22 protein-coding genes and 1 riboswitch are annotated in these 25,069 nt (G+C 53.7%); all 22 genes read right to left on the reverse strand.

Features of this window, described 5'->3' with window-relative positions:
• Positions 1–195: 195 nt before the first annotated feature.
• Positions 196–903 carry a hypothetical protein gene (locus tag BQ7364_RS18370; protein WP_304441005.1) on the reverse strand — a complete coding sequence of 236 codons (708 nt, stop codon included), beginning with the start codon at positions 901–903 and terminating at the stop codon, positions 196–198.
• A gap of 224 nt (positions 904–1,127) precedes the next feature.
• The gene (locus tag BQ7364_RS17540; protein ID WP_369802555.1) at positions 1,128–2,471 is read right to left on the reverse strand and encodes a BclA C-terminal domain-containing protein; all 1,344 of its coding nucleotides are present in this window, start codon (positions 2,469–2,471) and stop codon (positions 1,128–1,130) included.
• Between the two features lie 986 nt (positions 2,472–3,457).
• Positions 3,458–4,753: an adenylosuccinate lyase gene (gene purB / locus BQ7364_RS09670; protein WP_072684502.1), complete on the reverse strand. Its 1,296-nt coding sequence runs from the start codon at positions 4,751–4,753 to the stop codon at positions 3,458–3,460.
• 13 nt (positions 4,754–4,766) lie between these two features.
• Entirely contained in the window at positions 4,767–6,170 is a 1,404-nt protein-coding gene (gene purF / locus BQ7364_RS09675) for an amidophosphoribosyltransferase (protein WP_083538524.1), read from the reverse strand.
• A complete protein-coding gene (gene purC / locus BQ7364_RS09680; RefSeq protein WP_072684503.1) occupies positions 6,167–6,889 on the reverse strand; it encodes a phosphoribosylaminoimidazolesuccinocarboxamide synthase in 723 nt (240 codons plus the stop codon). Before purC ends, purF begins: the two co-directional genes overlap by 4 nt.
• A 176-nt stretch (positions 6,890–7,065) precedes the next feature.
• Positions 7,066–7,164, reverse strand: a riboswitch (purine riboswitch).
• A gap of 74 nt (positions 7,165–7,238) precedes the next feature.
• Positions 7,239–8,978: an ABC-F family ATP-binding cassette domain-containing protein gene (locus BQ7364_RS09685; protein WP_072684504.1), complete on the reverse strand. Its 1,740-nt coding sequence runs from the start codon at positions 8,976–8,978 to the stop codon at positions 7,239–7,241.
• An 18-nt stretch (positions 8,979–8,996) separates the two neighbouring features.
• Positions 8,997–9,206 (reverse strand): hypothetical protein, encoded by a 210-nt coding sequence (locus BQ7364_RS18010; RefSeq protein ID WP_072684505.1) that lies wholly within the window; start codon positions 9,204–9,206, stop codon positions 8,997–8,999.
• Positions 9,175–10,050 (reverse strand): GDSL-type esterase/lipase family protein, encoded by an 876-nt coding sequence (locus tag BQ7364_RS09695; RefSeq protein WP_072684506.1) that lies wholly within the window; start codon positions 10,048–10,050, stop codon positions 9,175–9,177. The genes BQ7364_RS18010 and BQ7364_RS09695 overlap by 32 nt, the downstream gene beginning before the upstream one ends.
• Before the next feature lie 189 nt (positions 10,051–10,239).
• Positions 10,240–10,782 carry an SMC-Scp complex subunit ScpB gene (gene scpB, locus BQ7364_RS09700; RefSeq protein ID WP_072684507.1) on the reverse strand — a complete coding sequence of 181 codons (543 nt, stop codon included), beginning with the start codon at positions 10,780–10,782 and terminating at the stop codon, positions 10,240–10,242.
• Between the two features lie 2 nt (positions 10,783–10,784).
• Positions 10,785–11,510 (reverse strand): segregation and condensation protein A, encoded by a 726-nt coding sequence (locus tag BQ7364_RS09705; protein WP_072684508.1) that lies wholly within the window; start codon positions 11,508–11,510, stop codon positions 10,785–10,787.
• 55 nt (positions 11,511–11,565) lie between these two features.
• A complete protein-coding gene (locus BQ7364_RS09710) occupies positions 11,566–12,930 on the reverse strand; it encodes a spore germination protein (protein WP_072684509.1) in 1,365 nt (454 codons plus the stop codon).
• Positions 12,927–13,277: a stage V sporulation protein AE gene (spoVAE, locus tag BQ7364_RS09715; RefSeq protein ID WP_039865245.1), complete on the reverse strand. Its 351-nt coding sequence runs from the start codon at positions 13,275–13,277 to the stop codon at positions 12,927–12,929. The genes BQ7364_RS09710 and spoVAE overlap by 4 nt, the downstream gene beginning before the upstream one ends.
• Complete coding sequence (gene spoVAD, locus BQ7364_RS09720) at positions 13,277–14,275, reverse strand: stage V sporulation protein AD (protein WP_072684510.1); 999 nt, start codon at positions 14,273–14,275, stop codon at positions 13,277–13,279. The genes spoVAE and spoVAD overlap by 1 nt, the downstream gene beginning before the upstream one ends.
• Complete coding sequence (locus BQ7364_RS09725; protein WP_072684511.1) at positions 14,272–14,712, reverse strand: SpoVA/SpoVAEb family sporulation membrane protein; 441 nt, start codon at positions 14,710–14,712, stop codon at positions 14,272–14,274. The genes spoVAD and BQ7364_RS09725 overlap by 4 nt, the downstream gene beginning before the upstream one ends.
• Before the next feature lie 151 nt (positions 14,713–14,863).
• Positions 14,864–15,880 (reverse strand): Rpn family recombination-promoting nuclease/putative transposase, encoded by a 1,017-nt coding sequence (locus BQ7364_RS09730; protein ID WP_072684512.1) that lies wholly within the window; start codon positions 15,878–15,880, stop codon positions 14,864–14,866.
• 124 nt (positions 15,881–16,004) lie between these two features.
• Positions 16,005–16,730, reverse strand: coding sequence for a SigB/SigF/SigG family RNA polymerase sigma factor (locus tag BQ7364_RS09735; RefSeq protein ID WP_072684513.1), 726 nt, complete (start codon positions 16,728–16,730; stop codon positions 16,005–16,007).
• Positions 16,723–17,151: an anti-sigma F factor gene (spoIIAB, locus tag BQ7364_RS09740; RefSeq protein ID WP_072684514.1), complete on the reverse strand. Its 429-nt coding sequence runs from the start codon at positions 17,149–17,151 to the stop codon at positions 16,723–16,725. The genes BQ7364_RS09735 and spoIIAB overlap by 8 nt, the downstream gene beginning before the upstream one ends.
• Positions 17,148–17,477, reverse strand: coding sequence for an STAS domain-containing protein (locus tag BQ7364_RS09745; protein WP_072684515.1), 330 nt, complete (start codon positions 17,475–17,477; stop codon positions 17,148–17,150). Before BQ7364_RS09745 ends, spoIIAB begins: the two co-directional genes overlap by 4 nt.
• A gap of 216 nt (positions 17,478–17,693) precedes the next feature.
• A complete protein-coding gene (locus BQ7364_RS09750) occupies positions 17,694–18,845 on the reverse strand; it encodes a D-alanyl-D-alanine carboxypeptidase family protein (protein ID WP_006060607.1) in 1,152 nt (383 codons plus the stop codon).
• Between the two features lie 74 nt (positions 18,846–18,919).
• A complete protein-coding gene (locus BQ7364_RS09755; protein WP_072684516.1) occupies positions 18,920–20,911 on the reverse strand; it encodes an alpha/beta hydrolase family protein in 1,992 nt (663 codons plus the stop codon).
• Complete coding sequence (locus tag BQ7364_RS09760) at positions 20,904–22,892, reverse strand: alpha/beta hydrolase family protein (protein ID WP_072684517.1); 1,989 nt, start codon at positions 22,890–22,892, stop codon at positions 20,904–20,906. Before BQ7364_RS09760 ends, BQ7364_RS09755 begins: the two co-directional genes overlap by 8 nt.
• Positions 22,893–22,896: 4 nt before the next feature.
• Positions 22,897–24,894 (reverse strand): alpha/beta hydrolase family protein, encoded by a 1,998-nt coding sequence (locus BQ7364_RS09765; protein ID WP_072684518.1) that lies wholly within the window; start codon positions 24,892–24,894, stop codon positions 22,897–22,899.
• Positions 24,895–25,069: the final 175 nt, after the last annotated feature.

Below are 25,069 nucleotides of genomic sequence, written 5' to 3' on the forward strand. Positions count from 1 at the left end.
TAGCAAACTGCGCACCGAAGTTTACAAACGAAGCAAAAATATCATCGGGAATAGGCCCTGCCGGACCAGTAGGGCCGGGATTTCCGGTTGCGCCAGTTTCGCCGGGAGCCCCTGTTGGTCCTGTGGGACCTGGTATTCCCTGAGGACCTGTCGGCCCCGTCGCTCCCGTTACTCCGGAGAGACCTTGCGGACCCGTTATTCCAGGATTGCCCATCGGTCCCTGAATACCCTGAGGACCGGCAGGACCCGTTGGGCCGGGTAGACCGACAGGCCCTGGATTGCCTTGAGGACCCGTCGGGCCTGTATTTCCCATTGCACCGGCTGGGCCAGGAATTCCCTGCGGTCCGGGATTCCCTGTTGGTCCTGTTGCCCCGGTAAGTCCTTGTATCCCCTGAGGACCCGTTGGGCTGGGTAGACCGACAGGCCCTGGATTGCCTTGAGGACCCGTCGGGCCTGTATTTCCCATTGCACCGGCTTGGCCAGGAATTCCCTGCGGTCCGGGATTCCCTGTTGGTCCTGTTGCCCCGGTAAGTCCTTGTATCCCTTGAGGGCCTGTCGGGCCAGGAATTCCCTGCGGTCCGGGATTGCCAGTCGGTCCTGTTGCCCCGATAAGCCCTTGTATCCCCTGAGGGCCTGTCGGGCCGGGAATACCCTGTGGGCCAAGAGGGCCTTGAGGACCTGCAGGTCCCGGTCTTCCCGGAATACCTTGTTCTCCCTGCGGACCGGCTGGACCTCTTTCTCCTTCCGGTCCCGGCATTCCCGGATATCCCTGCGGTCCACGTTCACCGCGCGGACCGACGGGACCCGGACATCCCCGCGGCCCCCTAGGTCCTCGAGGCCCCGGGCAGCAGCCGGAACATTCGCAAGAATGATTCTGATTATCCCAATCCAGAGATGAAGCATAATCTCTGTTTTTCATTTGCGTCACCTTCTTTCGATCACCGTCATTCTATGTTTTTAATGCGGAACCGGCTTTGTGTCAGCCTAACACAAATCTGTTTTTTCAAAAAAACAGCCGGCTGTCAGTGAAGGCTGACAGACCGGTTGTTTATAAAGCACCTGAAATCAAATTTATCTTCCCGTTTTATTCTTCAAGCAAAAGCTTAACGATACTCAAAACTTATTATTTATTCTTCTTCTACAAAGTCCAAATCCAGTTTCTTTACGGTTAACGTCGCCGCTACGCCAACGCCCAGCGTCAAATTTAAAGCATAAGGCGCATAAACGATCAGTTCCAGGACATCCCCGGCAAACAGTTGCTCAATGACGCTGCCAGAATAAATGGATTCTACCCCAACAGCCAATAAATGCGTTACCTCCGTACTGTCAATCGGAGCTCCATTTCGTCTTACTTCAAGCGAAACTTCAGTACCTAAAGAAGAAGAGCCATTGAACATATAGTTGATCTCATAAATACCTGAATGTTCGATTGTTAAGCTATCCGCCATTCCGGTTCCCACACCATTGATCGGCATCAGCAGAGGGAGCGGAATTCTTTCAGGCACATTCGGATTTAAGAATAATGTCTGTTCCGTCTTGTTATAGCGTCCGCCATAATAAAGCAGACCGCCGCCCCCGCCTGCACCGGTGGCACCCGTTGGACCGGTTGGACCCATTTCCCCATCGGCCCCAGTTGGACCGGTTGGACCCATCGCCCCATCTGCGCCCGTTGGACCGATTGGACCAGGTTCTCCTGCTAATCCCTGAGCACCATCAGCGCCAGTTGCACCGGTAGCTCCAGTTGCGCCTGTAGCTCCCGTAGCGCCAGTCGGACCCGTTGGACCCGTCGCACCGGTTGGACCTGTAGGGCCGATTGGACCCGTAGCGCCTGTCGCACCGCCGGCTCCGATATTGCCAGTGGCCCCAGTTGGACCGATTGGGCCCGTCGGACCGGTGATGCCTTGAATACCTGAAGGACCCGTAGCACCTGTGGCTCCCGTAGCACCGGTCGGACCCGTTGGGCCGATTGGACCGGTTGGTCCCGTCGGCCCTGTAATACCTTGAATACCAGAAGGACCTGTCACGCCAGTAGCTCCCGTAGCGCCAGTCGGACCCGTTGGGCCGATTGGACCGATCGGACCGGTGACGCCAATAAATCCTTGTGGTCCCTGCGGACCGGTGGCGCCAACAGGACCTGCGACGCCTTGCGGACCCGTGGCACCGGTAACGCCGGCAAACCCTTGCGGACCTTGCGGACCGGTTGCCCCCGTCGGGCCGATTGGGCCGGTTGGACCTGTCGCACCGGTAACGCCTGCGAGACCCTGAGGACCTTGTGGTCCTTGCGGGCCTTGAGCTCCGGTATTTCCCATCGGGCCTTGAATTCCCTGCGGGCCTTGCGGACCCGTGGCTCCGGCGGCTCCGGTTGGACCGGTTGGACCCACAGGCCCCTGAATTCCCGGATTTCCCATTGGACCTTGCGGCCCTGTCGGACCGGTTGCCCCGGTAAATCCTCGCGGACCCTGAGGACCCATGGGGCCAGTTGCCCCCGTATCCCCAGGAATTCCCTGCGGACCTTGGGCGCCGATCGGGCCCTGAGCTCCTGTCGATCCCCGCGATCCTGTCGGGCCTGGAATTCCCTGGAATCCCCGTGGACCCTGAGGACCGGTTGCTCCTGTATTGCCAGGGCGTCCCATCGGTCCCGGCTCTCCCTGCGGACCCTGAGGACCCGGATATCCCCGCGGACCGATCGGACCTCGGGCTCCGGTTACCCCTTGAGGACCGATTGGCCCAGGTTCACCTTGCGGACCTTCTGGTCCCCGGCAGCCACGAGGGCCCTGCGGACCCTGGGGACCCGGACAGCCCCGCGGACCCATCGGGCCCTGTTCGCCACGACAGCCTCGCGGACCTTGCGGACCGGTTGGGCCGGTGCAGCAGCACCCCGGACGCGGCGGACGGCAGGAACGAGCATCTTCTTCCTCCTGCCAGTCGATTGGGCTTGAGGCATAATGTCTTCGATCATCGTTCATCATCTTCACCTGCTTTCAGAATGAGAGTTCTCATTCAACCCATACTATGGCAATTCTTTCCCGTTCCTTTGACGCCGGCCCAGCCGAAGCTGGAAATTCGATATCTTTTTTCTAACAGTGTGCCGATTTAGGCTAAAAACGCAGGTTCATTCCCTATGAAAAATATTCAGTTTATTTCGCAGACATAACCACATGCTTATAAGCTTTCCTGCATCCACCTTCAGTTTGTTGCGGGTAAATCTGCTTGATATTTTAAAACGATAAGGATGGAATTTACTTTTTCCATGTTGTCTACAATAAACGGCTTCCGTCATTGATCTGACAATTTTTTCTCTATATTGCCGCTGGCTGTCGGGCCTCCTTTCTATATTGGAGAGGATTTACCAACACTTTAAACTCTGCAGCTGCGCGCAGGGGACAGAGTATAAAAAAACCTGGATTCTCTGTTTTCAAGATCCAGGTTTCAAATTCAATTCATTTTCACTACAAGCTTAAAGCAGACCGACACGTTTGAAAATATCATCGACATGTTTCAGATGATAGGCCGGATTGAAGCAGTCGTCAATTTCAGCCTTGCTTAACAACGCCGTTACCCGCGGTTCCGCTTCCATTAACGAACGAAAATCAATTTTCTCATTCCAGGATTTATTCGCGTTCGGCTGGACCAGGTCATAAGCCTCCTCCCGCGACATTCCCTTTTCAATCAACGTCAGCATAAACCGCTGTGAGAAGATCACGCCGTAGGTCTTATAAATGTTCTCGCGCATGTTGTCTTCAAACACCGTCAGCGTGTCAATGATCCGCGTAAACCGGTTGAGCATGTAGTCGAGCAGTTCCGTTGCATCCGGCGCGATGATCCGCTCGGCGCTGGAATGCGAGATATCCCGCTCATGCCACAATGCGACATCCTCGTAGCTGCTGATCATGTAACCGCGTAAAATCCGGGCACAGCCGCACATGTTTTCCGAACCGATCGGATTGTGCTTATGCGGCATCGCACTGGAGCCCTTCTGTCCCTTGTTGAAGTATTCCTCCACTTCACGGACTTCCGTGCGCTGCAAATGCCGGATCTCCGTCGCCATTTTCTCGATCGAGGTTGCGATCAGAGCCAGCGTCGCAAAATACTGCGCATGCCGATCGCGCTGCAGCACCTGTGTCGAAATTTTCGCCGAATGAATCCCCAGCTTTTCACAGACATAATCCTGAACAAACGGCGGGGTGTTGGCAAACGTACCGACGGCGCCGGAAATCTTCCCGGTTTCCACCATTGCCGCCGCTTCCTCAAACCGCTGCAGGTTGCGGTTCATTTCTTCAAACCAGAGCGCGAATTTCAAGCCGAAAGTCGTAATTTCCGCATGGACGCCATGGGTTCGGCCCATCATGATCGTATCCTTATATCGCAGCGCTTTTTCCTTCAGAACATCCTGAAACCGATGCAGATCTTTCCGCAGAATTTCATTGGCCTGTTTATACAGATAGCCATAAGCGGTGTCGACGACGTCGGTGGAGGTCAGCCCGTAATGTACCCACTTCCGTTCCTCACCCAGCGATTCGGAAACCGCCCGAGTAAACGCCACGACGTCATGTTTGGTTTCACTTTCAATTTCATAGATCCGGTCGATGTCAAACGAGGCGTTCTGCCACAGCTTCGCCACGTCCTCCGCCGGGATTTCACCCAGCTGACTCCAGGCCTCGCATGCCAGCAGCTCGACTTTCAGCCACGCGCCGAACTTGCTCTCCTCATTCCAGATCGCCCGCATTTCAGGACGGGAATAACGGTCTAACATAACACTCCTCCTTTTATTTCTGCTTAATCACTTTTTGGAAACTGAACAGCGCGGTCGGATACTGGCCGCTGAAGCATGAGACGCACAGATCCCGCGTCGGGATGGCCTCGCGCATCTGTTCAATCGTCATGAATTTCAGCGAATCGGCATTGATGTAAGTACACAGCTCGTCCACATTCATCCGCGCGCTGATCAATTCTTCATACGTCGAAGTGTCGACGCCGTAGAAGCATGGACTGCTGAAAGGCGCGGAGGCGATCCGCACATGCACTTCCGTTGCCCCGGCATCCTTTAACAGCTGGACAATCCGGCGGGATGTCGTACCGCGCACGATCGAATCGTCGACCATGACGACACGCTTGCCGCTGACGATGCTGCTGATCGCACTCAGCTTCATGCGCACGCCGCGTTCACGCTGTTTCTGGGTCGGCTGAATGAAGGTCCGGCCAACATACCGGTTTTTGATCAAACCGATTTCATACGGCAGACCGCTGGCTTCGCTGTAGCCGATCGCGGCCGAGAGGCTGGAATCCGGCACACCGATGACGATATCCGCTTCGACGTCATCGCTCTTGGCCAGAAGCATCCCCGCGTGACGGCGGCTGGTATGGACGTTGATGCCCTCGATGCTGCTGTCCGGACGGGCGAAATAAATGTATTCCATCGCGCACATTTTGTGCTGAACTTGATCTGTATAATGAAAGCTCTTAACGCCGTCGCTGGCGATTCTTACGACTTCGCCCGGTTCGATATCGCGGATGAATTTCGCGCCGACGATATCAAATGCGCAGGTTTCCGAGCTGATGCAGTAGCCATCCTCAAGGAATGCCAGCGACAGCGGCCGCAGACCGTTCTTGTCGCGGACCGCATACATGCAGTCCTTGGTCATGATGATGAACGCGAACGCCCCTTCCATCTTGCGGCAGGCGCCCATGATCTTCTCAACGAACGTTCCCGCTTCCCGCTGGATCAGATGCAGCATGATCTCGCTGTCGCTGCTGCCCTGGAAGATGCTGCCCAGATTTTCCAGTTCTTCTTTCAATTCGCTGGCGTTGACAATCTGCCCGTTATGCACGGCCCCGAAATGCCCGGTATGTGCGCGGACCATGATCGGCTGCACGTTTTCGATCTCATTGCCGCCGTCGGTCGAATACCGGACATGGCCGATCGCATGGATGCCGTCCATCTTGTTGATCGTTTCAGTGTTGAACACTTCCGTGATCAGGCCCTTGCCCTTGATGCACTTGATGTTCTGTCCGTCGCTGGTCGCAATCCCGGCCGCTTCCTGACCGCGATGCTGCAGCGCGTGCAGGCCAAAGTAGGACAGCGAGGCGGCCGAGCTGACATGATATACGCCGAACACGCCGCATTCCTCATGGATCTTACCGTTTAAAAAATATTCGTTTTCCATTTTCATTTTGTCTTCACCCACTGGCTCAAACGGCCGTATATCTCCTCATAAGCGCCGATGACGTCGCCCATATCTCTTCTGAAACGATCCTTATCCAGTTTTCTGTCCGTGCCTTTTTCCCAGAACCGGCAGGTATCCGGCGAAATTTCATCCGCCAGCAATATCCGTCCTTCGCTGTCCTTGCCGAATTCCAGTTTGAAGTCGATCAAGCGGACGTTGATCTGATCGAAAATTTCTTTCAGAACTTCGTTGACCTGCGCGGTGATCGCATAGATCTGGTCCAGCTCCCCGCGCGTCGCAAAACCCAGACCGACGGCATGGGTATCGTTGATCATCGGATCACCCAGCTCGTCGTTTTTATAACAGATTTCATAGACCGGCGTTTTCAGCACAGTCCCCTCTTCAATTCCAAATTTCTTTGCCATACTTCCGGCAACGACGTTGCGGACGATGACTTCCAGCGGAACGATACTGACTTTCTTACACAGCTGATCCCGATCGTTCAGCGTTTCTACCCAATGCGTCGCAATTCCACGGTGATTCAGTTCGCGAAACAAGATCGTCGTGATTTTGTTGTTGAGCACGCCTTTGTTGCTGATGCTGTCCTTCTTCAATCCGTTAAACGCTGTCGCGTCATCCTTGTAATGGATGATCACCCGCTCTGGATCATCGGTAGCATAGACCTGCTTGGCCTTGCCTTCGTACATCATTTCCTGCTTTTCCATGCAATATCCTTCCTTTTCTCTCAATTACCCTCGCCAAAATAAAAAACATATTGTATCCACAATATGCACTGAAAAACTCCTAAAATGAAGTCTGCGCCTGATTCGGTCCTTTCTTCATAAAGAGTTCCTCCTTTAGGGTCAACCTCGGCATTCACCTTGACTGCTCATTTATAAAAATGGGGGAAAAGGTTACTTGTAGTCCACACATAGGCCAGTGGGTAGATACGTGTCAGCCGAAATTTGACACCTATACAAGTAATGCAAACCTGACTGCTATCAGATTTACAGGTATATAATACACTTCTTCCCCTTGCTTGACAATGATTTTTTAAGCTTTTTTTTAAGGATTTCAGGATAGTTTTTCACTCAGCTCCATCCACCGCTCAGTTTTGCTTTCCAGCTCGCTTTCCGCCGCCTCCCGCTGCTCGCCCAACGTCTTGAGCTGAGCATAGTCTGCCGTCTGCCCCAGCTTGACGTCCAGCGCCTGAATTTCCTGTTCCAGCACCGGCAGCCGGGCTTCAATTTCCTCCAGCTCTTTCTTTTCCATATAGGTCAGCCGGTTGACTTTCGGCTTGACGCGGACCGTCGTTTCCCGCGGCTTAGCCTGTTCCGCTTCCGTCTGCTGCTCCAGATAATCGGTATAGCTCAGGTTGCTGAAGCTCAGCCGTCCCTGGCCTTCGTAGATCAACAACCGGTCGCAGGTGCGGTCGAGGAAATAGCGATCATGACTGACGGAAAGCACCGCCCCGCCGAAATCGTCGAGATATTCTTCCAGAAGCATCAGTGTCGGAATATCCAGATCGTTAGTCGGTTCGTCCAAAAGCAGAACGTTCGGCGCTTTCATCAGAATCCCCAATAAGCCCAGCCGGCGTTTCTGACCGCCGGAGCATTTGCCGATCGGCTGCCATTGCTGCTTCGGATCAAATAAGAATCGCTGCAGCATCTGCGAAGCGCTCACCTGCCCGTCCGGCGTGTCGATCACCTCGCCGATCGAACGGACATAATCAATGATCCGCTGATCGGGATCCATTTCCTCCAGCTCCTGGGAAAAATAGCCGATCCGCACTGTTTCGCCGACGATGATTTTCCCGGCGTCGGGCTGCAGCTGACCTGCAAGCAGCTTCATCAGCGTGCTTTTTCCGCAGCCGTTAGGGCCGATAATGCCTAAGCGCTCATGCCGGCGGACAATGTAGCTGAAATCCGTGATCAGCGGCTGACCATTGATCGCCTTGGACAGATTGCAGATCTCGATCGTCGTATTGCCCAATCGGGAACTCAGCGAGCCGAGCTTGAGCTGATCAGGATCCTGAATCCGTTCAATCGCGCTAAGCTTTTCAAAACGTTCGATACGCTCCCGGCTTTTGGTTGAACGGGCCATCGCCCCGCGCTGAATCCACTGGGCTTCTTTGCGCAGATACGCCAGCCGCTTGCGCTCGCTGGCCCGGGCCATTTCCTCACGCTGCGCTTTCAGCTGCAGAAAGCCGGAATAATTTGTCTGATAGGCATAAACATGTCCAGCCTCCACCTCCAAGATCGCATTGGTGACACGGTCGAGGAAATAACGGTCATGCGTGACCATCAGCATCGCTTTATTCGACTTGATCAGCCGCTTTTCCAGCCACAGAATCATCTGTTGATCAAGATGGTTGGTCGGCTCGTCCAGGATCAACAGGTCGCACGGCCGGATCAAGGCGCAGGCCAGCGCCACACGGCGGCGCTGACCGCCGGAACACGTGCCCACCTTCTGACTCATGTCGTTCATTTTTAACTGGGTCAGGATCGACTTGGCTTCATATTCCTGAACCTCATCTTTTTTCTCCGCGCTCTCCAGCACGGTTTCCAAGACGGTTTTCTCCGGATCCAGCTGCGGCTGCTGTACCAGACAGGAAATCCTTTTGCCCGGCACCAGCGTGACCGTTCCGTCATCCGGCGCTTCCAGCCCGGCGATCAAACGCAGCAGCGTTGATTTCCCAGCCCCGTTAACACCAACGATGCCCCATTTTTCTTTTTCATTGATAACCAGGCTGACATGATCCAGAACCGGATCCGCGCCGTAATTTTTAACCAGATTGTCTGCCGAACAAATCAATCGCTCCGCCTCCCTTCTTTATTCCAGACCTGCGCTGCACACCGCATCAGCCTGTTCGCCGACGACGACCGCAAACACCGCGATCTGATCAGCGCGGGTATCCGCCGCCATTTTCATCTTTTGATCGAGCACTTCGTCCGGAGCGAAGAAATAAAACGCGTCGATCTGATCGGCGTCGACGTCGACCAGCGTTTGTTCAGGATCCGCTTTCCGGCTCAGCTGTTCCATCACTTCCGCCACGCTCTTCGCGTTCGGCTTGGCCGGGCTTTGACAGCCTGTGATCATCAGCGCCGTCAAGATCAATACACTCCATTTTTTCATTGTTCTTTCCTTCCTCCACATGCGTTTTCATATAGTCCTTATAGATGGCGAACCCTTCGGTGTTCAAATGCACGCCGTCGGCCGTCAGTTCTTCCCGCAGCTCGCCGTTTTCATCCATCAGCAGCGGGGCCGGATCAAGCAGATAGATCTGCTTTTCCTGTGCCAGCTCAGTGAAGATCGCGTTATATTCGGCGATTCTTTCGGGCGCGACGTCTTTTTCCCGGGCATAGCCCTTGGCGCTGCAGGGATAAATTTTCTGAAGCAGCAGCGTAGCGTCCGGCTGGACTTCGCGCAATCCGTCGATCAAACTGCCCAGTTTCTGTTTAAAAACCGAGCTGTATTCCCACCCCAGTTCATTGTAGCCGACGATCAGAACCAACCGCCGGTAAGTTTTATTCTCCAGAGCCTCCCATACGGTCTGTTTCTCTTTTCCTTCCCCGATCACCTTTTTGATCTGCCACTGATTGATCGACAAGCCGATCGACGCCAGCACGTCCGACTGCGGAAAAACCTCGTAGTCAAAAACGCCGACAGCCCGCGAATCGCCTAAAAACGCAGTGTCGGAAAAGAAGTCGTCCGAGACCGGCGCGGTTTCAGCCAGTGGCTGGCTGTAATCAAAATCCGTGATGGTTCTATAACAAAGACACCCTTTCGGCGTCGTGTTTTCCTTCATAAGGGCGGAAGAATCCACCGGCTGCCCAGCGCAGCCGGCCAAACACAACGACAGGAGCAAACCTAAGCTTTTTTTCATCGCATTCACCTGCCTTCTTTATTTTACAACCTTTTGACCGAAGTGCAATTCCTCTTTCATGAAAGAATGTTGAATTCGCCTGATTTTCCCAAAAGGAAAGATTTTCCGAGGTGATTTTCCGGCAGTTTAATTTCAAGCTGCGAAAACGGCACGGTTTAAACTAAAAAGGTTTAAAGATGAAAAAAGGATCTATTCAAACAGATCCTCGCTTTCGCTTTCCGTATAATCCGGCAGTTCCGGCAGCTCGTTCAGACTGACCAGCTTGAAGCTGTCCATAAATTCCTCCGTTACCTCAAACAAAATCGGCCGTCCCGGAGCTTCCGAACGTCCCGCTTCCCGAATCAGCCCCCGCGCCTGCAGCTTGCGCAGCATCATATCGCAGCCCACGCCGCGGATTTCTTCAATTTCCACGCGGGTGATCGGCTGCTTGTAGGCAACGATTGCCAGGGTTTCCAGCGCTGATTGAGAAAGGGCCGTACTCTTGGCATTCGCAAACAGCTTCTGCGCATAGGGATGAATCGAAGCTTTGGAGACAAATTTGAACACTCCGCCATAATCGACAACCTCAATCCCCCGCTGATCATCCGCATACATCCGCTGCAAATCCTCCAGCACCAGCCGCGCCTCGCTTTCGCTGACATCCAGCACCGCCGCGCACTGCGGCAGCGTCAGCCCTTCGTCGCCAACGATAAACAACAAGCCCTCGACGATTGTCATCGCCTGATTTTCCATGATTAAGCCCCCCTCCTAAACCAGATCGTATCCGCATCATCCACTGTAAAATACAACTGATGCGAATGCGCCATATCCAGAATCGCCAGAAATGTGACGATCGTTTCATGAATTTCATGACAGTCTTCCAGCAAGCGTTCAAAGCTGAACGTTTCCGGCAAATCCGCCAGCCGCGCCGTGATCTGCAGGATCCGGTCCTCAACGGAAATTTCCTTCGCCGTATATTTCGTTTCAATCGGCCTTAACAGCTGCATCCGCCGTAGACATCGCGTCATCGCTTTTGCCAGCTCATACGGACTGCCTTGAACCGGTTGATTGTCGTTGGCTTTGATCCATTCCTCCGATTCGATCGAGACCGGCTTGCTTAGCTGACACTGACGGTCCAGATACAGCTGCTTCAGCTGCTCGCTGATTTCCTTAAACTGTTGATATTCCAATAACCGGCGGACCAGACGGTCCTTCGGATCTTCCTCATAGGCGTCGTTAAGTTCCGCTTCCTGCTTCGGCAAAAGCTTCTTGCTTTTGTATTCGATCAGCGTCGCCAGTTCGACAAGATATTCGCTGCACACTTCCAAATGCATTTCTTCCATCTTATTCAGATACAAAAGATACTGTTCCGTCAGGACATGGATATCCAGATCAAACAGATCCAGCTCCTTCTCCTTGATCAGATGCAGCATCAGATCGAGCGGTCCCTCAAACTGATTCACAGCGACTGTAAACGACACAAAAAACCACCTCTTGTTTCTCATTATAACAAAAAGTGGCTTTCAGCACTAGATTTTATTTCTTATCCATCGTGAAGTTGCCGAAGAACAGCCGTTTGAATTCCCTGGCGTTAAACGGAATGAGCGGATAGAGATAAGGAAACGGGCCGACCTGGGTTTGTAAAAGCAGAATCAGATGAATCAGGATCCCGATTAGAAAACCCGGATAACCGCCGATCACAACCAGCACGATCAGCGCCAGGCGCACGATCTTATTCGCCATCGACAGCTCATAGCCGGCGGTCACAAAATTACCGATGTTGACGATTGCCGTCATAATCAGGATCTCCTGCGTATAGGCGCCATACGCAATCGGCGCGTCGCCCAGCACAAACACCGCGACGATGCCCAGAAGACTGGAAAGCATCAACGGCGAATGAATCAGGGAGAGCCGGATCCACTCGATCAAAAGATCCGCGATCAAGACCTGCACGCCAAACGTAATCGGTCCGGGGATTTCCGGCAGCGGCAGGTTCAGGCGCGTCGGATTGTGCTGCATGACCAGCACCATCCACAACGGCAGCAGATAGATCGAACAGAACACCCCGGCCAGCCGGATCGCCCGCATGACCAGCGAGATCACAGGTGTCTGGGTGTATTCCTCGATCTGCTTGGTCTGTTCAAAAAAGGTCGTCGGCATGATAACCGCCGAAGGACAGTTATCGACCAGCACGATCAACGAACCCTGAAGCAGATGGATCGCCGCGATATCCGGACGCTCGGTATAGCGCACGTGCGGATAAGGATTCCACGTCTGGCCATACATCAGCTCGCACAGCTGGCGTTCGCTGGTCACCTCCGCGTTGGTCGGCAGATGGTCGATCCGATTCTGGAAATCGTGCAGGATCGAGGGATGAATCAGATCGCTGATGTATAAGACAAAGATATCGGTCTTCGTCCGGCTGCCCTTCTGATAAGCCTTTGTCACCAGCTTGGGATCGCGGATCCGCCGGCGCACCATGCCCAAATCCAGCATGATATGTTCAATGAAGCCATCGCGCGCGCCGCGGATACTTTTCTCGACCGTCGGCTCGCTCGGCCCGCGGGTTGGGTAGGAGCGGGTATCGACGATAAACGCATAGGCACTGCCTTCCAGAATGACCAAAGTCTGGCCTTGCAGGATCTTGTCGAGCGCATCCTCCAGACTGCCCGCCTGCGTCACCGTGGCTGGAAAGAATGCCAGATTGCCTTTGTCGAAGACCAGACTTTCAACGATCGGTTCGATTGAAGTCGTACCGGTAACCCCGCCGACAAACACCAGCAGGCATTGCCGGTCGTTGACGTTGACTGAACGGATCGTCAGGTCGAAGCAGTCGGTCGCCTGCCGCAGCCAGTCAACGTTCTTCCAGGCTTCCGCTGAAAACGGGGTCTTCTCGGTCATAGCTTCGGCTTAAAGATCAGCGCCGCTAAAAACGCAAAGTAGATCGCGCTGGTAATCCCGGCTGCCGTCAGATCCAGCATCCCCAGCGGAATCCCTAATAAGCCTTGCTGCGCCACTCCGTCCATAACGGAATGCATCAGCGAATGGCCAAAGCTGGTGATCGGCAGCAGCGCGCCGGCATGGCCGAATTCGACCAGCTTGTCATAGAGATTGAAAAAGTCAAGGAACGCACCGAGCACAACGAACAAGCTTGTAATGTGCCCGGGCGTCAGATTGGTATTATCATAAATCAGCTGTCCGGCCAGACAAATTAAGCCGCACACAACAAACGCGCCAAAATATTCCATCATTCACCGACCGTCCCTTCATATACAACCGCATGCGCAATGCACGGGATCGATTCCTTCTGCTGCACGATCACCGTCGAAAGCAGCGCGCCGGTCGCGACGACCATGATCTTATGCAGCGCTTTGGTTCTTAACAGATCGAACAAATACGCGATCGTCACCACCGCGCTGCAGGCGCAGCCGCTGCCGCCGGCGAACACTTCCTGATGTTCGCGGTCATAGATCAGAAGTCCGCAGTCGATCAGCTTGTCGTGCGGATCCATGCCCTTTTGCTTGAACAGATCGATCAGCATGCTTCGGCCGATTTTGGATAAATCCCCGGTGACGATCAGATCGTAGTCGTCAAAACTCGTCCCGGTGTTCTCAAAATGCCGGCAAATCGTATCGAAAGCCGCCGGAGCCATCGCGCTGCCCATGTCATTGGGATTGGTGAACTGCCAGTCGAGAATCCGGCCCAGCGTGGCCTGTGTCAAACGGATCGGCGTCTTTTCATGTTGGAAGATCATCGCGCCCGCCCCCGTAACCGTGTAGGTCGTTGTTTCCGGCTTCTGTACGCCATATTCATTCGGATAGCGGAACTGCCGTTCCGCCGTCGCGTTGTGCGAGCTGGTTAGACCCAGCACCCGTTCGGCGTGACCGCTGTCGATCCACATCGCAGCATTGGCGGCGATCAGCGTGGAATTGGAACAGGCGCCATACAAACCGATAAACGGAATATCAAGATCGCGCGCGAAATAGTGGCTGGTCCCCAGCTGGTTGAGCAGATCACCGCCCAGGATCAGATCGAGATCGCTGGTTTTGCATCCCTGCGCGCGCAGCGCATGATCGCAGGCTTCGGACATCAGCCGCCGCTCTGCCTGTTCATAGGTTTTCTCTTCGCAATAAATGTCGTCGAACAGCTTGTCAATTTTATCCTTTAACGGACCCTGAGCTTCCATCGGACCCGCCGCCGTCCCGCAGCCGCCGACAAAGACGGATTGAAAATGCAGCGTCTTCATAGCAGCGACACCACCCATCGCAGCAGGCCCAGCGTATACGCCGCGGCGATGCCATAGGTTAAAACAGATCCCGCCAGCTTGAACATTGTGCTGCCGATTCCGTAAATTGGTCCTTCGCTGCGGCCTTCCATTGCGCAGGCTGTCAGCGAGTTGGCGAAGCCGGAAATTGGAATGAACAGCCCGGCTCCGCATTTCTGCGCAAGCTTATCATAAATGCCCAGTCCTGTCAGCAGCGCCGTGACAAACACGACGGTGATGACCATCGGACCCGCTGCGGCCTTAGCGTCTAAGCCCAGCAGCTGTTGATACATCGTCAAAAGACCCTGACCGATGATTCCCATCACCCCGCCGCTGACAAACGCCCACAACGCCTTGCCTAACGTTCCCTTTTTGGGCGCGGTCCGCTTGGACGCTTCTTTATAGCCTTGTGTACTCATCACGATTCCTCCTGTCTATCCGCTAGTATGGACAGGATTTTCCCGAACAAACATCAAGACCGCAAAAACCCGACAGACTTCTTTATTCAGCTAAAAACGAGGAAAAGATAGAAAAGGCGGCAAACGCCGCCATATTTTCTTTTCGATGATATCAGTCGCTTGCAAGGTGCGATTGCTCTGAGTAGTCCTCAGTCTGGCTGAAACCGGAAACGATTTCCTTTTTTAACTGTTCCAGTTGTTGAAGACTGATCTTGGTGCAGAGCTGGATGAGCTGATCATTACAATGATTTCTTAGCATTTCCTTTGCGGTTTCTAATCGTTGCTTTTCGATGCCTTGCTCAACACCTTGTTTGATGCCTTTCTCAATGCCTTCTGCCAAGCCTTCCCGTTTACCCTCATAGCGCAGCTGCGCCATGTCCATCATCCGCCGGTTATGCTCAAACGCCGCATCCCGCATTGCCGGATCACTGCTCATTCTCTTCATTACGCTGTCCGCCTCCTTAAAGATTTCATCTTCTTCCACTAACCGGGCTGCCACCGAATCGCTGTGTTCCTCGTCATACCGTTCAAGAAACCAGCACCACTTTTCCGCCCGGCTCAGCTCTTCATAACTGTGATTCATCTGAATTATCTTCTTCATCTCTATGATAACCACCGAGATCAGATTTGTCAAGATGTCATGATCCAGGATCTCCGCTAACTGATAGACATGTATCGCTTTCTCCGGCTGATCTGCCTTCGCCGGAAAGTCGAAGTCCAGCAGAAACAGCTGATCCACCGGCGTCAGCGCAGTATACGCCACGCCTTTGTTGTCCGGCCGGTTGACAAGCGTCGCGGCGTAATAAGCGCTGCGGTTGGGAATCTCCATCTTATTGGAGCCGCACTGCATCTCAAAATCGATCAGCCGATCCGGCGTTAAGCGGGCGCAGATATCCAGACGGATATCCTTGGCCTGGAAGCCTTCGGTCAACAGCTCTGTGGAAGTCAGATCGACCTTGTCCACGACATAATCCCGGATACTTTCGGTCAGATCCTTCACCAGCCGTTTCCCAATCTTCGGATCATAAGTCATCAGGGATTTGAACACAAAGTCATTCGTACAGCGCAGCTTGTAGTTGGATGGAGCCTGAGGCTTGGAACGTTGCTTTTTCGCTTTTATTAAAGTCATAGGTTTTATCCCTCCCTTATACCTATTGCGCTTTTTTGCGAAAAGCCCCGCTATTTCTTCATTTTTCATCATTTCATCACAATTAAGCCCGCAGTTTCTCCAATAAAAAAGGAGCGTCTGCTCCTCATGCGTCCTCTGTCAGTTTACATTTCAGCTTGTTCAGAATTTTCTTTTCCAGCCGCGACACCTGAACCTGCGAGATTCCCATTTTTTTAGCGATCGCTTCCTGATTATATTCCAATTCATAGCGCAGGTATATCAGATACTGTTCGCGCTGTTCCAGATGCCCGATCTCCTTTTTCAGCGCCAGCTTCATCGGCACATCTTCGCCATGCCGGTCTTCGACCTTGTCTTCCAGCTTAATCGTCGAACCGTCTTTTTGATAAAACGCCTCGTCCATTGAAGCCAGAAACTGATTCGCTTCCATCGCTAACATGACGTCGTTTTCCTCCACGTCTAAATCCTCGCCGATCTCCCGGTATGTCGGTTCCCGCTGCAGCTTCTGCGCCAGCCGTTCGCGGCTTTTCTGAACCTGCAGGTAACGTTCTTTCAGCGATCGGGAAATTTTCATCTGGCCTTCGTCGCGGAAATAGCGCTTGATCTCGCCGAGAATAATCGGCACGGCATAGGTTGAGAACATCACATTATAGCTGGTATCGAAGTTGTTGATCGCCTTCATTAAGCCCAGGCATCCGATTTGAAACAAGTCCTGGGCCGAGGAGTGCGTCTTGAAGCGGTTGACGATCGACCAGACCAGTCCGACGTTGCGCAGCACACACTGTTCCCGGGCCTGTTCGTCGCCCTGCTGGGCCTGATGCAGAAGATCGAAGAATTCCTGCTGATCATTCATGAAATTGGAGCTGCTTGACAAGCCGGACGGTTGTGCCTTCGCCAGGATGAGAACAGATTTCAAATTCGTCGGAGAAGCTCTCCATAATTGTCATCCCCATTCCGGATCGTTCCAGATCCGCCCGCGTCGTGTATAATGGCTGACGGGCCAGCGTAATGTCTTCGATCCCGATGCCTGAATCCTGGACTTCGATCGTAACCCGATGGGTTTCATCATACGATACGCTGACCTGGACCTGACCTTCCTCCCGACCCTGATAACCATGAATCATACAGTTGACGACCGCTTCGGCCAGGATGGTTTTGATCTCCATGATCTCATCCACAGTCGGATTGAGCGGCATCAGAAAAGCCACGGCGCTGGTGCGGGCAAACGCCTCGTTTTCCAGCTTGGCGTCAAAGCTCAATGTCATCCGGTTCATACATGTACCTCTTTTCTATCGTTCTCCTTTTCCACCCGCATGATCTGAAAGATCCCCGACAAAGCGAACAGCCGGCGGATAGCGGGTGAGATGTTCTTTAAAATCAGCTCGCCCTGGTAGCTTTGAACCTGATTGTAGCGGGCTAATAAAAAACCGATACCGGTGCTGTCGATAAAGGTCACGTCCTTGAAATCAAATTTCACCACGGGTGCCTGGACCCGATCTATTTCACGGATTACGTCGGCCTTGATCTTGAGAATCGACAAATTGTCCAGATCCCCGCAGAAGGCGAAGATCAAAGCATCGTCCTGTTGAATGCACTTCATACTGCATCCTCCTTTCCTCTTCATTGTAATGGAAGCCCTTTTTGTTGTGGAAATATCCGCTAAAACAAGTGTTTTTACGACATTCTTTTCATAGTGCGCCGGGGTACAGGTAAATGTTTTCCAACGTAAAAAAGCCGCTGAGAAAGCAGCGGCTTCATCGGGATAGTTCATCATTTTTGCGCGTTTATCCCGGACTACGGGTCGTGTCGCGAATTGTCAGAACAACAGTTTTTTCCAGGTTTTCAAAAGAATATCAATGAAATCCAGCGGCATGATCGCCTCTTCCGCCACCAGATCCTGACCGATCTGCGTCCCATCCTCAAAATGCAGGATTACCCGGCCGACGGTTTCGCCAGCCTGAATCGGTGCTTTTTTCTTGTCCAGCACAATCTCGGTATTGATCAAGGCAGACTGAGCGCCTTTGGCGACGATGTGGCCGATCGCCTCTTTGGTGACCAGACGGACCTCGTCCGGCTTGCCGTTATCGACCTTGATCGTTGTTACCGGCGTGCCTTTTTCCATTTCGATCTGATAGCCGTAGGTGCTGAATCCATAATCCAAAAGCGCGGAAGCTTCGCTGTTGCGGACATCGCGCGTCGGCTCGCCCATCGCGACGCCGATCAGACGCAGACCGTCGCGTTTGGCCGTCACCGTGATACAGTACATCGACTGAGTCGTGTAGCCGGTCTTCAGGCCGTCCATCCCCTGATAGGTGCGAATCAGCTTGTTCGTGTTGACCAGCCAGAATTTGTTTTCCGTATCGGCCCGGATATAGTCGTCATACGTCGAGGTAAAGCGCAGGATATCGTCCTGACCTTCCTGAATCAGCGCCCGGCCGATCGCCGCCATATCCTTGGCGCAGGAGTAATGGTTATCGTCGTGCAGGCCGGTGGCATTGACGAAATGGGTTTGTTCCAAGCCCAGCTGTTCCGCTTTTTCATTCATCATTGCGGCAAAGTTCTCCTCGCTGCCGCCGACCTTTTCCGCCAGCGCGACGATCGCGTCGTTGGCGCTGGCGACCGTCGAAGCCTTATACAGGTCTTCCACCGTCATGACCTCGCCGGTTTCCAGGAAAATCTGCGAGCCACCCATCGAGGAAGCATGCGCGGAAGCCGTCACTTCGGTATCCCAGCTCAGCTTGCCGTTATGGATCGCCTCCACCACCAGAAGCAAGCTCATCATTTTGGTCATCGACGCCGGATACAGCTTCGCAGACGAATTTTTTTCATACAAAATCTGCCCAGTTTCATAGTCAATCAAGATCGCCGCTTTTGCCGACGGCGTTAAATCGACGCCCTGCGAGGTCGTCGCATGGACGGAAACGAGAAATAAGGACAGCGCAATTACGATACTGGCAAGTTTTTTCATATCGACACCTCATTAACAGTGTATGGAGAAGCGCCCAAAATATGAAAAAAGGCAGCTTGTTTTCTGCCTGATTTCTATGATTTGTTTTCTGTTGCCGGCTTGCACCAGCGATCCATCCAAGCGGTAATCTCATAAAGTCGACGTACGCGGTGGGACGGCTTGCCGATCCGGCTCAGGCCGTGGCTTTCTCCCTTAAACAGGCACATCCGGGCTTCAACGCCGTGATGCACCAGCGCGTTGTACATCTGCATGCCCTCCTGAAGCAGACAGCGGTAGTCTTCAAACGAATGGATGAACAGCGTCGGCGTTTTGGCCTTATCCGCAAACTGCAGCGGCGACTGATCCCAGACCTTCTGCACGTCGCTCCACGGGTCGGCCCCCATCTGATCATTGTCAAAGGTAAAACCGATGTCAGCATAACAGATTAAGGAAACCCAGTTGGCGATACTGCGCTGACTGGCCGCGGCCGCAAAGCGGTCCGTATGGCCGATCATCCAGTTGGTCATGTAGCCGCCGTAGCTGCCGCCGGTTACGCCGATTCGTTCAGCGTCAATCGCCGGATACGCCGCCAGAACGGCGTCGGTAAAGTTCATCAGATCGTTGTAATCGATCGTTCCATACAGCCCACGCAGCTCGGCAAACGCATTGCCCTTGCCGTTGGAGCCGCGGGGATTGCAGAACATCACGAAATATCCCTCGCTGGCCCAGAACTGCATCTCATGGAAAAATACCGGGCCATAGGCAGCCTTTGGTCCGCCGTGGATATTGAGGATTGCCGGATATTTTTGATTGGGATCATAGTCCTTCGGCTTCAGCACCCAGCCGTCAACCTGGAACTCACCCGCCGGAATGCTCAGCGGCTCCGGTTCTGCGACGTAACAATCCTTCAGCACCGCTTCGTTAAAAGCGCTCATTAGACGCAGCTCATTTGTTTTCAGATCGAAACAAACCAGCTCCGGCAGCTTCTGCCCCAGCATCGCGATCAGCCACAGCTTTTCGTCAGTCACGGCCAGCGCCTGAATGGAGCCGTCCAGCTGCATGATTGTGCGCCAGGTACCATCCGCTTTCAGACAGCGGACTTCATCGAAGGCTCCAAGCGTATGCACCATGAACAGTCCGTCCGGGCGCATCTGCGTCTGTTTTCCCGAACCGTATTGACAATCACTGCCCAGCGCGCTGCCCAAGCTTTCTTCATTTTCCGCCAACAGTTCCCGTTTTCCGGTGTGGGCGTCAAGCGTGTAGAAGAACGGATTTTCAACTGCCCCATAGCGTTTCTGATCGCTCATCGCCGCCAGAATCTGCGTACCGGACAGCCATTGAATCTCGGCAATGCTGAACTGTCCCGGCTCCAACAGGCAATGAGATTCCAGCGTGTCCAAATCCATCCGGTACAGCCCTTCCTTCGGCTGCCGGACTTTAACAAACGGCGCGCCGGAAATCACTAAATGGCCATGATCCGGGCTGATAACCGCGCGGGAAACATGAAACTGCGGCTCACACAGCGGTTTTAATTCATCCTGAGCTTCGTCATAGAGAAACAGCCGGCTGCGCAGACCGTTGGTATAACCGGCGCCGTCCTGATAGTACGGCTGTTCGCTGACGATCTGATAGTCTGCTTCCGCTTTGCGCCGCTGATGCACGGCTTCGCGATCCGCCTCGCTCATTTTCCAATAATCCGCCGCCGTCAGATCAATCTGGGCAGTCAAAACATAAAGTCCCTTTTTGACCGGAACGATCTGCCGGACTTTCAGAGGCAGCGTGAAGGCTTTGACCGCCTCCCCGCCGTCGATACGGATCCGATAAAACGACGTGGACTCCGCTTCCGGCTGCGGCTTTTCACCGCGGCTGGAAATAAACAGAAGCGTCTTTTCATCGTCCCAGACAAACAGGCTCTCATTGCCGGAGGTCAGCTGTTTCGGCTGGTCATGATCGAGCACAAACAGCTGGCCGGTATACGCATCATTTTCAATCCGCGTCCGCACCCAGGCCGGCTGACCGGCCGGCGACAGCGCCAGTGCGGAAAGAAACTGCACGCGCTGAAAATGGTCAATCGTAATTTTATTCATGCGCGTTCTCCTTTAAATAATGATCGAACCAATCGGTCATCTCGCGCAGCCGGCGCACGCGGTGATGGCGCTTGCCGATCCGGCTCAGGCCGTGGCTTTCGCCTTTAAACAGGCACATCCGCGCTTCCACCCCATGATGGACGATCGCGTTGTACATCTGCATGCCCTCCTGAATCGGACAACTGTAATCTTCAAAGGAATGGATAAAGACCGTCGGCGTTTTCACTTTATCCGCAAACTGCAGCGGCGACTGATCCCAGATTTTTAACATGCCCTTCCATGGATCGGCGTCCATCTGATCGGTATCGAAGGTGAAGCCGCAGTCGTCCGTGCCGATCATCGACACCCAGTTGGCGATGCTGCGCTGACTGGCCGCCGCCGCGAAGCGGTCGGTATGGCCGATGATCCAGTTGGTCATGTAGCCGCCGTAGCTGCCGCCGGTCACGCCCAAGCGCCGCGTATCGATCTGCGGCACACGGTCTAACACGGCGTCGGTAAAGGCCATCAGATCTTCATAGTCGATCTGCCCATAGCGGCCGCGCAGATCGGCAAACCGGTCACCCTTACCATCAGACCCAGTGGGATTGCAGAAAAAGACGATATAGCCCTGTGCCACCCAAAACTGCATTTCATGGAAGAACACCTCGCCATACGCCGTTTTCGGTCCGCCATGAATATCCAGAATCGCGGGGTAGGTGCGTTTCTCATCAAAGTCTGCCGGCTTCAGAATCCAGCCGTCCAGCTCATAACTGCCGCGGCTGACCATAAAATGCTCCGGCTTGGCGATCTCGGTTTCTGTCAACAGTTCGTCATGAAAATGCGTGAGCTGCCGGGCCGTTTTCGTTTCCGGATCCCAGCTGTAAAGCTCCTGCAGCTTCTGATCCTGTAAGCCGATCAGCCACAGCTGACCCTTGACCGTTTCAATCGCCTGAATCGCTCCCGGCCAGCTTAGTACCGCTTCGCTGCCGTGTTTATCAATCCGTAAAACCTCGTCCGCATAACGGTCCGTGTGCACGGCCAGCACGCTCTCGTCGGAAAACAGTACCTGCCGGCCGGAACCATAAATGACGTCCGTCATGACCGCGCTGGAGCCGATGTGGTTTTCCGTATCCAGCAGACAACGGATTTCACCTGTCTCAATATCCAGCTGATAGAGCTTCGGGTTTTCCGTCGTTCCAAACGTTTTATTTTCGGACGCGAAGAAAACCGCTTGCCCCTGACGCCAGCCGATCTGGCGAATCCGCATCCGCCCCTGCTCGATCAGGCATCGGCGCTGATTTGCGGCCAGATCCAGGCAGACTAAGCCATCCTGTTCCCCACGCACAACCTCAAATTTTTTCACGCTCATTAAAACCCGGCCGTCTGCAACGGTGAACTGGCTGACGGATTCGAGCGGTTCGCTCAGAGCTTCTATTTTCCCATCACACAAATTAACGCGAAACAGGCGGCTGCGGGTGCCCTCGATAAAGCCGCTGCCATCCAGCACAAACGGTGACTCCGTGACAACCTGATAGTCTTTCTCCGCCTTGCGCCGGTCCATAACGTCCTGACGTTCTTTTTCTGTCAATAACGCAAAATCTGGGCAGTCCTTGCGCACCTCCGCCGTCACTAATAGCTCCTGTTCGTTCAGCTTCTCCATCTGTTCAATCGCCAGCGGCAGACTGATCAGCGGACGGGCTTCCCCACCCCGGATATCAATCCGGTACAGATCGGTCTGTTCGCCATACGGCGAGCTGTCCTTCTGCCCCATCCGGCGCCGGGCGGAAAACAGAATCGTCTGATCATCCTCCCAAACATAATCCAAGACGCCTTCGCTGGTTAACCGTGCGGTGTGATGGCCATCGCAGAGATACAGACTTTTCGCATAGCCCTCATCGCGGCACTGACATTCAAGAAAGGCAGCGCGGCATCCATCAGGAGCTGCTTTCAGGTTCGATAAGAAATGCGCCTGATCAAAAAAATCAATCGTTACTTTATTCATAGGATTATTTCTCCTCCTGCTTACAGAAGCGGTTCATCCAGTCGGTAATTTCCTGCAGCCGGCGGATCCGGTGCAGCGGCTTGCCGCCGCGGCTGAGACCATGGCTTTCGCCTTTGAACAGGCACATCCGGGCTTCCACTCCATGATGGACAATCGCGTTGTACATCTGCATGCCCTCCTGAATCGGACAGCGGTAGTCTTCAAACGAATGGATAAACAGCGTCGGGGTAACGCATTGATCCGCGGCCTTCAACGGCGACTGGTCCCAGATCTTATTCACATCGCTCCACGGCGTGGCATCCATCTGATCGTTGCCGAAGGAGAAGCCGATGTCGGACACCATGTTTTCCGAGACCCAGTTGGAAATCGAACGCTGCGAAGCTGCGCACGCAAATCGGTTCGTATGACCGATGATCCAGTTGGTCATGTAGCCGCCGTAGCTTCCGCCGGTCACGCCTAAACGTTTCGGATCGATCTGCGGATAGGCTTTCAGCACGGCATCGGTAAACTGCATAAAATCGTCGAAATCGATCGTTCCGAATTTTCCGCGCAGATCGGCGAACGCGTCGCCGCGGCCATCAGAGCCATGGACGTTGCAGAAGAAGACGAAGTAGCCCTCGTTGGCCCACAGCTGCATTTCATGATAGAAGACCGGTCCATAGGAGCCGCGCGGCCCGCCGTGAATATCCAGAATCGCCGGATATTTTTTCGAGGGATCATAGTCCTTCGGCTCCAGCACCCAGCCCCAAAGCGGATTCGGCGTCTGCGCATAGTCGAGCCGTTTCGGCATCGCTACATAACATTCAGCCAGCGCCGCGTCGTTAAAATGCGAGCGCTGCACGCATTCCCCCGTCTTTAAGTTTGCTTCGTAAATTTCCTGCAGCTTCATGTCTTTCATCGCGATCAAATAGGCCGTATCTCCCTGCAGATCAAAACCGAAGATCGCGCCGTCAAACGGCAGCGCCTCCGTCCGGCGTCCCTGACTGTCAAAGCGAAACAGCGGCGTATGATCAGCATCGGTCATCACGGCATAGAAATCCGTGCCCGCAATCTTCTTCATCGCGCTGCCGCCAAACGCGCAGTCCGTGCCGACAGCATTGCCAAACGTCGCGTCGTTGTCGTTAAACAGCGTTCGGGCCTTGGTCTGCGGATCAATTAAATATAGTTTCGGCGTTTCACCCGCGCCATATTTTTCACCATCGCTCATTGCAGCCAGAATCGCACCGCAGTACCCCTGGGTGAAGCTGATCTTCATCTGGCCCGGTTCGATCAGGCAGTCGATCGTTTTCGTCGTGAGATCCAGCCGGTACAGCCCGTCCTTCACTTCTTTGACCGTCGTGAAATCCGCGCCCCAGAAAACAACCTGATTGGTTTCCGCTTCCAGCTCCAGTCCGGAAACCGCAAAGGTCGGCGAGGTTAGGAAATCCACGGTTCCCCGTTTCGGATCCCAGACTGCCAGGCGGCTGCGCAGTCCGTTAGTAAATCCGGCGCCGTCAAAATAATACGGTGCTTCGCTCACAATCTGATAATCCTGTTCTTCTTTTTTCTTCTTTAACAACGCCTGCTTTTCCTGTTCCGGCAGCTCAGCCATGCGGGAATAGTCAAGATGATAGCGGATCGTCAGAAGCAGCCGGCTGTCCTTCATCCGTTTAAAACCGGTGACCGTATAAGGAATCGTCATCACCTTCCGCGCTTCGCCCTGATGAATATTCAGCCGGTAAAAAACCGTGCGCTCCTCGCCCGCAGCCAGCGCTTCTTTATCCTTCGAATCCCGCAGGGAAGCAAACAACAGCGTTTCCTCATCTTCCCAGATAAAATTGGATTCGTTAAATGAAGTCAGCTGCCGGACCTGCCCGTCCTCCAGCAGCCACAGATGGTTGTCATACCCGTTGTCGCCGTTGGCCTGCGTCACCACGAAGGCCGCGGTGTTGGGTTTCGGTCCGGCTTGAAGATTAGAACAAAAGCGATATTCCGTGAATTGATCTAAGCGGATTTTTTTCATGTTTTTACCCCCAAAATATGGTATTAGTATAGCATGTTTGAGTTCGATTTTCCGCTGGTTTTCACTTTTTCTTCATTCTCTTTCAAATTCTTTCATTTTGTTACATCAACATATCAAGATTCATTCTTGATTTTTCCTCATCTTCTTCGTCTATATAAAAAACGCCGCAGAAGAG

The sequence above is a fragment of the Holdemania sp. Marseille-P2844 genome (assembly GCF_900120005.1).
Taxonomy (GTDB): domain Bacteria; phylum Bacillota_I; class Bacilli_A; order Erysipelotrichales; family Erysipelotrichaceae; genus Holdemania.